General features: G+C 53.9%; 14 protein-coding genes and 2 pseudogenes. All 16 read left to right on the plus strand.

From position 1 onward, the window contains the following. Positions 1–294 (plus strand): 30S ribosomal protein S10 (gene rpsJ, locus AUK77_RS18790; RefSeq protein ID WP_296132828.1); only part of this gene is annotated, 294 nt, incomplete at its 5' end. Positions 295–378: 84 nt separating this feature from the next. Continuing rightward, positions 379–1014 (plus strand): 50S ribosomal protein L3, encoded by a 636-nt coding sequence (gene rplC / locus AUK77_RS18795; RefSeq protein ID WP_090505796.1) that lies wholly within the window; start codon positions 379–381, stop codon positions 1012–1014. Positions 1015–1026: 12 nt separating this feature from the next. Next, positions 1027–1629, plus strand: coding sequence for a 50S ribosomal protein L4 (gene rplD / locus AUK77_RS18800; protein ID WP_296132830.1), 603 nt, complete (start codon positions 1027–1029; stop codon positions 1627–1629). Next, the gene (gene rplW, locus AUK77_RS18805) at positions 1626–1925 is read left to right on the plus strand and encodes a 50S ribosomal protein L23 (RefSeq protein WP_296132832.1); all 300 of its coding nucleotides are present in this window, start codon (positions 1626–1628) and stop codon (positions 1923–1925) included. Before rplD ends, rplW begins: the two co-directional genes overlap by 4 nt. Positions 1926–1939: 14 nt before the next feature. Next, the gene (gene rplB / locus AUK77_RS18810; RefSeq protein WP_090255801.1) at positions 1940–2764 is read left to right on the plus strand and encodes a 50S ribosomal protein L2; all 825 of its coding nucleotides are present in this window, start codon (positions 1940–1942) and stop codon (positions 2762–2764) included. Positions 2765–2780: 16 nt separating this feature from the next. Beyond that, positions 2781–3056 carry a 30S ribosomal protein S19 gene (gene rpsS / locus AUK77_RS18815; protein ID WP_010486981.1) on the plus strand — a complete coding sequence of 92 codons (276 nt, stop codon included), beginning with the start codon at positions 2781–2783 and terminating at the stop codon, positions 3054–3056. Positions 3057–3067: 11 nt separating this feature from the next. After that, the gene (gene rplV / locus AUK77_RS18820) at positions 3068–3400 is read left to right on the plus strand and encodes a 50S ribosomal protein L22 (protein WP_003210077.1); all 333 of its coding nucleotides are present in this window, start codon (positions 3068–3070) and stop codon (positions 3398–3400) included. 13 nt (positions 3401–3413) lie between these two features. After that, a pseudogene (rpsC, locus tag AUK77_RS18825) lies at positions 3414–4059 on the plus strand (30S ribosomal protein S3). Between the two features lie 12 nt (positions 4060–4071). Further along, positions 4072–4485 (plus strand): 50S ribosomal protein L16, encoded by a 414-nt coding sequence (rplP, locus tag AUK77_RS18830; protein ID WP_090255798.1) that lies wholly within the window; start codon positions 4072–4074, stop codon positions 4483–4485. Continuing rightward, complete coding sequence (gene rpmC / locus AUK77_RS18835; RefSeq protein ID WP_002555481.1) at positions 4485–4676, plus strand: 50S ribosomal protein L29; 192 nt, start codon at positions 4485–4487, stop codon at positions 4674–4676. The genes rplP and rpmC overlap by 1 nt, the downstream gene beginning before the upstream one ends. A 2-nt stretch (positions 4677–4678) precedes the next feature. Then, positions 4679–4945, plus strand: a complete 267-nt coding sequence (gene rpsQ / locus AUK77_RS18840; protein WP_296132834.1) for a 30S ribosomal protein S17 — start codon at positions 4679–4681, stop codon at positions 4943–4945. 23 nt (positions 4946–4968) lie between these two features. Continuing rightward, entirely contained in the window at positions 4969–5337 is a 369-nt protein-coding gene (gene rplN / locus AUK77_RS18845) for a 50S ribosomal protein L14 (protein ID WP_003281831.1), read from the plus strand. Between the two features lie 11 nt (positions 5338–5348). Further along, positions 5349–5663, plus strand: a complete 315-nt coding sequence (rplX, locus tag AUK77_RS18850) for a 50S ribosomal protein L24 (RefSeq protein ID WP_008374158.1) — start codon at positions 5349–5351, stop codon at positions 5661–5663. Positions 5664–5683: 20 nt separating this feature from the next. Continuing rightward, positions 5684–6223 carry a 50S ribosomal protein L5 gene (gene rplE / locus AUK77_RS18855; RefSeq protein ID WP_296132836.1) on the plus strand — a complete coding sequence of 180 codons (540 nt, stop codon included), beginning with the start codon at positions 5684–5686 and terminating at the stop codon, positions 6221–6223. Between the two features lie 13 nt (positions 6224–6236). Next, entirely contained in the window at positions 6237–6512 is a 276-nt protein-coding gene (rpsN, locus tag AUK77_RS18860) for a 30S ribosomal protein S14 (RefSeq protein ID WP_296132838.1), read from the plus strand. A gap of 177 nt (positions 6513–6689) precedes the next feature. Further along, positions 6690–6751, plus strand: a pseudogene (rpsH, locus tag AUK77_RS18865) (30S ribosomal protein S8); the annotation flags it as partial.

The raw sequence follows: 6751 nt of genomic DNA on the forward strand, positions 1-6751 counted from the left end.
CGTATTCGGTTGAAGGCTTTTGACCATCGCCTGATCGATCAATCAACCCAGGAAATCGTGGAAACCGCGAAACGTACTGGTGCTCAGGTGCGTGGTCCTATTCCTCTGCCCACCCGCAAAGAGCGGTTCACCGTGCTGACCTCGCCTCACGTCAATAAAGACGCGCGTGATCAGTTCGAGATCCGTACTCATAAGCGTGTTCTGGACATCGTCCAGCCAACGGATAAAACCGTTGATGCGCTGATGAAGCTTGATCTTGCGGCTGGTGTAGAAGTGCAGATCAGCCTCGGCTAAGACCGCTTTAGGTTTTAGTCGTGTAACGCTCTGAAATGGGCGGCCATAGCGGGTGAAAGCCCCGTACACTCATGAGGTTACAACATGACTATTGGTGTAGTCGGTCGTAAGTGCGGTATGACCCGCATTTTCACCGAAGAAGGTGTCTCCATTCCGGTCACGGTCATTGAGATCGAGCCGAATCGCGTCACTCAATTCAAAACTGAAGAGTCCGATGGCTATCGTGCAGTGCAAGTCACTGTCGGCGAGCGTCGTGCTTCACGTGTCAGCAAGGCTCAGGCCGGTCACTTCGCTAAGGCGAATGTCGCGGCAGGTCGTACTGTTATGGAATTCCGCCTTGAAGAAGGTGAGTACCAGGCAGGCGATCTGATCAACGCTGAAATATTCCAAGCTGGTCAACTGGTGGATGTCACCGGTCAGTCCAAGGGTAAAGGCTTTGCCGGTACCATCAAGCGTTGGAACTTCCGCGGCCAAGACAACACTCACGGTAACTCCGTGTCCCACCGTGTTCCGGGTTCTATTGGCCAGTGCCAGACTCCGGGTCGCGTATTCAAGGGCAAAAAAATGTCCGGTCATATGGGCGCTGAGCGCGTGACCGTGCAGTCCCTGGAAGTAGTGCGGGTTGACGCTGAACGCAATCTGTTGCTGGTCAAGGGTGCTGTTCCTGGCGCTACTGGCGGCAACCTGGTTGTACGTCCAGCGGCCAAGGCTCGCGGTTAAGGGGAAGCTGACATGCAATTAAATGTAAATGGCGCTCAAGCACTCGAAGTATCCGAAGCCACTTTTGGCGGCGCATATAACGAAACCTTGGTTCACCAAGCAGTTGTGGCCTACATGGCCGGCGGCCGTCAGGGCAGCAAGCAGCAGAAGACCCGTTCTGATGTGTCCGGTGGCGGTAAGCGTCCGTGGCGCCAGAAGGGTACCGGTCGTGCTCGTGCGGGTACCACTCGTGGTCCAATCTGGCGTGGCGGTGGTGTGACCTTCGCGGCTCGTCCGCAAAATCACGACCAAAAGCTGAACAAGAAGATGTATCGCGCGGCTCTGCGTTCGATTCTTGCAGAGCTGGTTCGTACTGACCGTTTGATCGTCGTCGAAGACTTCACTGTTGAAGCGCCGAAGACCAAAGAACTGTTGGGCAAGTTGAATAGCATGGGTCTGACCGATGTGCTCATCGTGTCCGATGCTATTGATGAGAATCTGTACCTGGCTGCTCGTAACATCCCACACGTTGATGTCCGTGACGTGCAGGGTTCCGATCCGGTCAGTCTGATCGCGTACGAAAAGGTGCTGATCACCATTTCTGCCGTGAAGAAATTCGAGGAGCTGCTGGGATGAACCAGGAACGCGTATTTAAAGTGCTGCTTGGCCCGCACATCTCCGAGAAGGCCACTGTTCTCGCTGACAAGAAAAGTCAGTTCGTTTTCAAGGTTGCAACTGATGCAACCAAGCTGGAAATCAAGAAGGCCGTCGAAAGCCTGTTCAGTGTGAATGTTGCTGCTGTCAATACCGTGAATGTTCTCGGTAAGACCAAGCGCAACGCTCGCGGTCTGGGCAAGCGTAACGACTGGAAGAAAGCGATTATTTCGCTTGAGCCAGGCCAAGATCTCGATTTCTCCAGCAGTGCTGAGTAAGGAAGGGGTGCATCATGGCAATCGTTAAATGCAAACCGACTTCCCCTGGCCGCCGTTTTGTGGTCAAGGTGGTCAACCAGGAGCTGCATAAAGGCGCTCCTTACGCTCCGCTGCTCGAGAAGAAGTCGAAGACTGGCGGTCGTAACAACAATGGTCGTATCACTACCCGTCATATCGGTGGTGGCCACAAGCAGCATTACCGTCTGGTCGATTTCCGTCGCAACGACAAAGATGGCATTCCAGCCACTGTTGAGCGTATTGAATACGATCCAAACCGTACCGCACACATCGCTCTGTTGATGTATGCAGACGGCGAGCGTCGCTACATCATCGCCCCTAAGGGTGTGAGTGCTGGCGATCAGCTGGTAGCTGGCATCATGGCTCCGATCAAGCCGGGCAACAGTCTGCAACTGCGCAACATCCCAGTTGGTAGCACTGTTCACGGTATCGAACTGAAGCCAGGCAAAGGTGCTCAGATCGCTCGTTCCGCTGGTGCTTCGGCTCAGCTGATTGCGCGTGAAGGTGTCTACGTGACCCTGCGTCTGCGTTCCGGTGAAATGCGTAAAGTACTGGCTGAGTGCCGTGCGACCCTGGGCGAAGTCTCGAACTCCGAGCACAGCCTGCGTTCGTTGGGTAAAGCGGGTGCTAAGCGCTGGCGTGGCGTTCGCCCAACCGTTCGTGGTGTTGCCATGAACCCGGTTGACCACCCACATGGTGGTGGTGAAGGTCGTACCTCTGGTGGTCGTCATCCGGTGTCTCCATGGGGCTTCCCGACGAAGGGCGCGAAGACTCGTGGTAACAAACGCACCGACAATATGATTGTCCGTCGTCGCAAGTAAATAGAGGGATACGACAGTGCCACGTTCTCTGAAAAAAGGTCCTTTTATTGATCTTCACCTACTGAAGAAGATCGAAGTGGCGGTGGAAAAGAACGACCGCAAGCCGGTGAAAACCTGGTCGCGCCGTTCGATGATCCTGCCACAAATGGTCGGTCTGACCATTGCTGTACATAACGGTCGTCAACATGTCCCAGTTCTCGTGAACGAAGACATGGTCGGTCACAAACTGGGCGAATTTGCCGGCACTCGTACCTATCGTGGGCACGTGGCTGACAAAAAAGCCAAGCGTTAAGGGGTTAGGAAATGGAAGTAGCCGCTAAGTTGTCGGGCGCTCGCATCTCCGCCCAAAAAGCCCGCTTGGTCGCAGACCAGATTCGTGGGAAGAAGGTGGGCGAAGCGCTCAACCTCCTGGCTTTCAGCAGTAAGAAAGCCGCCGAGATCATCAAAAAAGTGCTGGAGTCGGCTGTAGCCAACGCCGAGCACAACGAAGGCGCAGACGTTGATGACTTGAAGGTCAGCACCGTTTTCGTCAACGAAGGGCGTTCGCTGAAGCGCATCATGCCGCGTGCCAAAGGCCGCGCTGATCGCATCGTCAAGCGGTCTTGCCATATCACTGTCAAGGTTGCGGACAAGTAACGGAGTCGATCAGATGGGTCAGAAAGTACATCCCATTGGCATTCGCCTGGGAATCGTCAAGGAGCACACCTCCGTCTGGTACGCAGGTGCGCGAGTATCTCCAAGACAAACTAAAAAGCGCGTCCGTAAGCCGTATCGACATTGCTCGTCCGGCTCAAACTGCACGTATCACCATCCACACTGCTCGTCCCGGTATCGTTATCGGTAAGAAAGGTGAAGATGTTGAGAAACTGCGTCAGGACCTGACCAAGCAAATGGGTGTGCCTGTGCACATCAATATCGAAGAGATCCGTAAGCCGGAGCTCGACGGTATGCTGGTTGCGCAGAGCGTAGCTCAGCAGCTGGAGCGTCGTGTGATGTTCCGTCGCGCTATGAAACGCGCTGTACAGAACGCCATGCGTATTGGTGCCAAGGGCATCAAAATCCAAGTGAGCGGTCGTCTCGGCGGTGCTGAAATTGCACGTACCGAATGGTATCGCGAAGGTCGTGTGCCGTTGCACACCCTGCGTGCCGATATCGACTATGCCACGTACGAAGCGCACACCACTTATGGTGTGATCGGTGTCAAGGTTTGGATCTTCAAAGGCGAAGTAATTGGTGGCCTTAAAGAAGAACTGAAACCGCAAGCACCTGCGCCTCGTAAAAAAGCTGCTAAGTAAGGGGTACGCCAAATGTTGCAACCAAAGCGTACGAAGTTCCGTAAGCAGATGACCGGCCACAACCGTGGTCTGGCTCAGCGCGGTAGCAAAGTCAGCTTCGGCGAATTCGCACTGAAGTCTGTTGCCCGCGGTCGTCTCACCGCCCGTCAGATTGAGTCCGCTCGTCGTGCTCTGACTCGTCACGTTAAGCGTGGCGGGAAAATCTGGATTCGCGTTTTCCCGGACAAGCCGATCTCCAAGAAGCCTCTCGAAGTGCGGATGGGTAAAGGTAAGGGTAGCGTTGAGTATTGGGTAGCCCAAATCCAGCCAGGCAAAGTCCTGTATGAGATCGAAGGCGTTTCCGAAGAGTTGGCGCGTGAGGCTTTCGCCCTGGCTGCTGCAAAGCTGCCACTCGCCACCACTTTTGTTAAGCGGACGGTGATGTGATGAAAGCGAATGAACTTCGTGAAAAATCAGCACAGCAGCTGAACGAGCAACTGCTCGGCCTGCTGCGCGACCAGTTCAATCTGCGTATGCAGAAAGCAACTGGCCAGTTGGGGCAGTCTCACCTGCTCTCGCAAGTTAAACGCGACATCGCTCGTGTGAAAACTGTGCTCAACCAGCAGGCAGGTAAGTGATCATGGCTGAAGCCGAAAAAACAGTCCGTACGCTGACCGGCCGTGTCGTCAGCGACAAGATGGACAAGACCATCACCGTATTGATCGAGCGTCGCGTTAAGCACCCGATCTACGGCAAATATGTCAAGCGTTCGACCAAGCTGCACGCTCACGACGAAACCAATCAGTGCAAGATCGGCGACAAAGTTTCCATTAGCGAAACTCGTCCCGTTGCCAAGACTAAGTCTTGGGCGCTGGTTGAGATCCTCGAACGCGCAGTGGAAGTCTAAGGGCTAAGGGTCGGAGAAATTATATGATTCAGACTCAATCCATGCTCGACGTCGCTGACAACAGCGGTGCTCGTCGCGTTATGTGTATCAAGGTGCTGGGCGGTTCGCACCGCCGTTATGCTGGCATCGGCGACATCATCAAAGTTACCGTTAAGGAAGCAATTCCACGCGGTAAAGTGAAAAAAGGCCAAGTGATGACTGCTGTTGTAGTCCGCACTCGTCACGGTGTTCGTCGCCCTGATGGCTCGATCATTCGCTTTGATGGCAACGCTGCTGTTCTGCTGAACAACAAGCAAGAGCCAATTGGCACTCGTATTTTTGGGCCAGTGACTCGTGAGCTTCGTACTGAGAAGTTCATGAAGATCGTCTCGCTCGCCCCTGAAGTGCTCTAAGGAGATCCGACATGCAAAAGATTCGTCGTGACGACGAGATCATCGTGATCGCCGGTAAAGACAAAGGTAAGCGTGGCAAGGTGCTCAAGGTTCTCGCTGACGACCGTTTGGTCGTTGGTGGGATCAACTTGGTTAAGCGCCATACCAAGCCGAACCCGATGTCGGGCGTTCAGGGCGGTATCGTCGAGAAAGAAGCGCCTCTGCACGCTTCTAACGTGGCCATCTTCAATGGCGAAACTAACAAAGCTGATCGCGTTGGTTTCAAAGTAGAAGAAGGTAAAAAAATTCGTGTCTTCAAGTCGACCCAAAAAGCGGTTGATGCTTGAACACTGCTAGGTAGAAGACCATGGCACGACTAAAAGAGATTTACCGGAAAGAAATCGCTCCGAAGCTTAAGGAAGAACTTAAGCTCGGTAACGTGATGGAAGTTCCGCGCATCACCAAGATCACCCTGAACATGGGCCTGGGCGAAGCAATCGGTGACAAGAAAGTCATCGAGCACGCTGTTGCCGACCTGGAAAAGATTACCGGTCAGAAAGTCGTAGTGACTTATGCCCGTAAGTCGATTGCAGGCTTTAAGGTTCGTGAGGGCTGGCCGATTGGCGTTAAAGTGACTCTGCGCCGTGAGCGTATGTATGAGTTCCTGGATCGTCTGCTGTCTATCTCCCTGCCGCGCGTACGTGACTTCCGCGGTCTGAATGCCAAGTCCTTCGATGGTCGTGGTAACTACAGCATGGGCGTTAAAGAGCAGATCATCTTCCCGGAAATCGACTACGACAAGATCGATGCCCTGCGTGGTCTGGACATTACCCTGACTACCACTGCCCGTAACGATGATGAAGGCCGCGCTCTGTTGCGTGCTTTCAAATTCCCGTTCCGTAACTGATTGGAGTTGGATCATGGCCAAAACCAGCATGAAAAACCGTGAGCTGAAGCGTCAGCAAACGGTAGCTAAGTACGCTAAAAAGCGTGCTGAGCTGAAAGCTACCATCGCCAATCCGAACACCAGTCCGGAAGCGCGTTGGGAAGCTGCAAGCGCTGCGCGCCTGCGTAATCGCTGCCGCATTACCGGTCGTCCGCACGGCGTATTCCGCAAGTTCGGTCTGTCGCGTATCAAGCTGCGTGAAGCTGCAATGCGTGGTGATGTACCAGGCCTGGTTAAAGCCAGCTGGTAAAAAACAAAGCCGGCCATGTGCCGGCTTTGTCTTATCTGTGAATCAGGCCCCTTTGGGGCTTGATTCATTTTTGATCAGTCTCTAGAATGCTCGGCTCGCCTGAGCATGGGTTTAATCCCGGTTCTCAGCGACTGTAGCCGAAAGGCTAATTCTTTTTGTATCAGGAGCGTCTAGCCCATGAGTATGCAGGACCCGTTAGCGGACATGCTAACTCGTATCCGTAATGCCCAGATGGCTGA

It is taken from the genome of Pseudomonas sp. Ga0074129 (assembly GCA_001465025.1).
Lineage (GTDB): Bacteria > Pseudomonadota > Gammaproteobacteria > Pseudomonadales > Pseudomonadaceae > Aquipseudomonas.

Coding starts and splice junctions, on each gene's coding strand:
- rpsQ (WP_296132834.1), top strand. CDS start 4,679: ATGGCTGAAGCCGAAAAAACAGTCCGTACGCTGACCGGCCGTGTCGTC.
- rpsN (WP_296132838.1), top strand. CDS start 6,237: ATGGCCAAAACCAGCATGAAAAACCGTGAGCTGAAGCGTCAGCAAACG.
- rplB (WP_090255801.1), top strand. CDS start 1,940: ATGGCAATCGTTAAATGCAAACCGACTTCCCCTGGCCGCCGTTTTGTG.
- rplX (WP_008374158.1), top strand. CDS start 5,349: ATGCAAAAGATTCGTCGTGACGACGAGATCATCGTGATCGCCGGTAAA.
- rplE (WP_296132836.1), top strand. CDS start 5,684: ATGGCACGACTAAAAGAGATTTACCGGAAAGAAATCGCTCCGAAGCTT.
- rplP (WP_090255798.1), top strand. CDS start 4,072: ATGTTGCAACCAAAGCGTACGAAGTTCCGTAAGCAGATGACCGGCCAC.
- rplW (WP_296132832.1), top strand. CDS start 1,626: ATGAACCAGGAACGCGTATTTAAAGTGCTGCTTGGCCCGCACATCTCC.
- rpmC (WP_002555481.1), top strand. CDS start 4,485: ATGAAAGCGAATGAACTTCGTGAAAAATCAGCACAGCAGCTGAACGAG.
- rplD (WP_296132830.1), top strand. CDS start 1,027: ATGCAATTAAATGTAAATGGCGCTCAAGCACTCGAAGTATCCGAAGCC.
- rplV (WP_003210077.1), top strand. CDS start 3,068: ATGGAAGTAGCCGCTAAGTTGTCGGGCGCTCGCATCTCCGCCCAAAAA.
- rplC (WP_090505796.1), top strand. CDS start 379: ATGACTATTGGTGTAGTCGGTCGTAAGTGCGGTATGACCCGCATTTTC.
- rplN (WP_003281831.1), top strand. CDS start 4,969: ATGATTCAGACTCAATCCATGCTCGACGTCGCTGACAACAGCGGTGCT.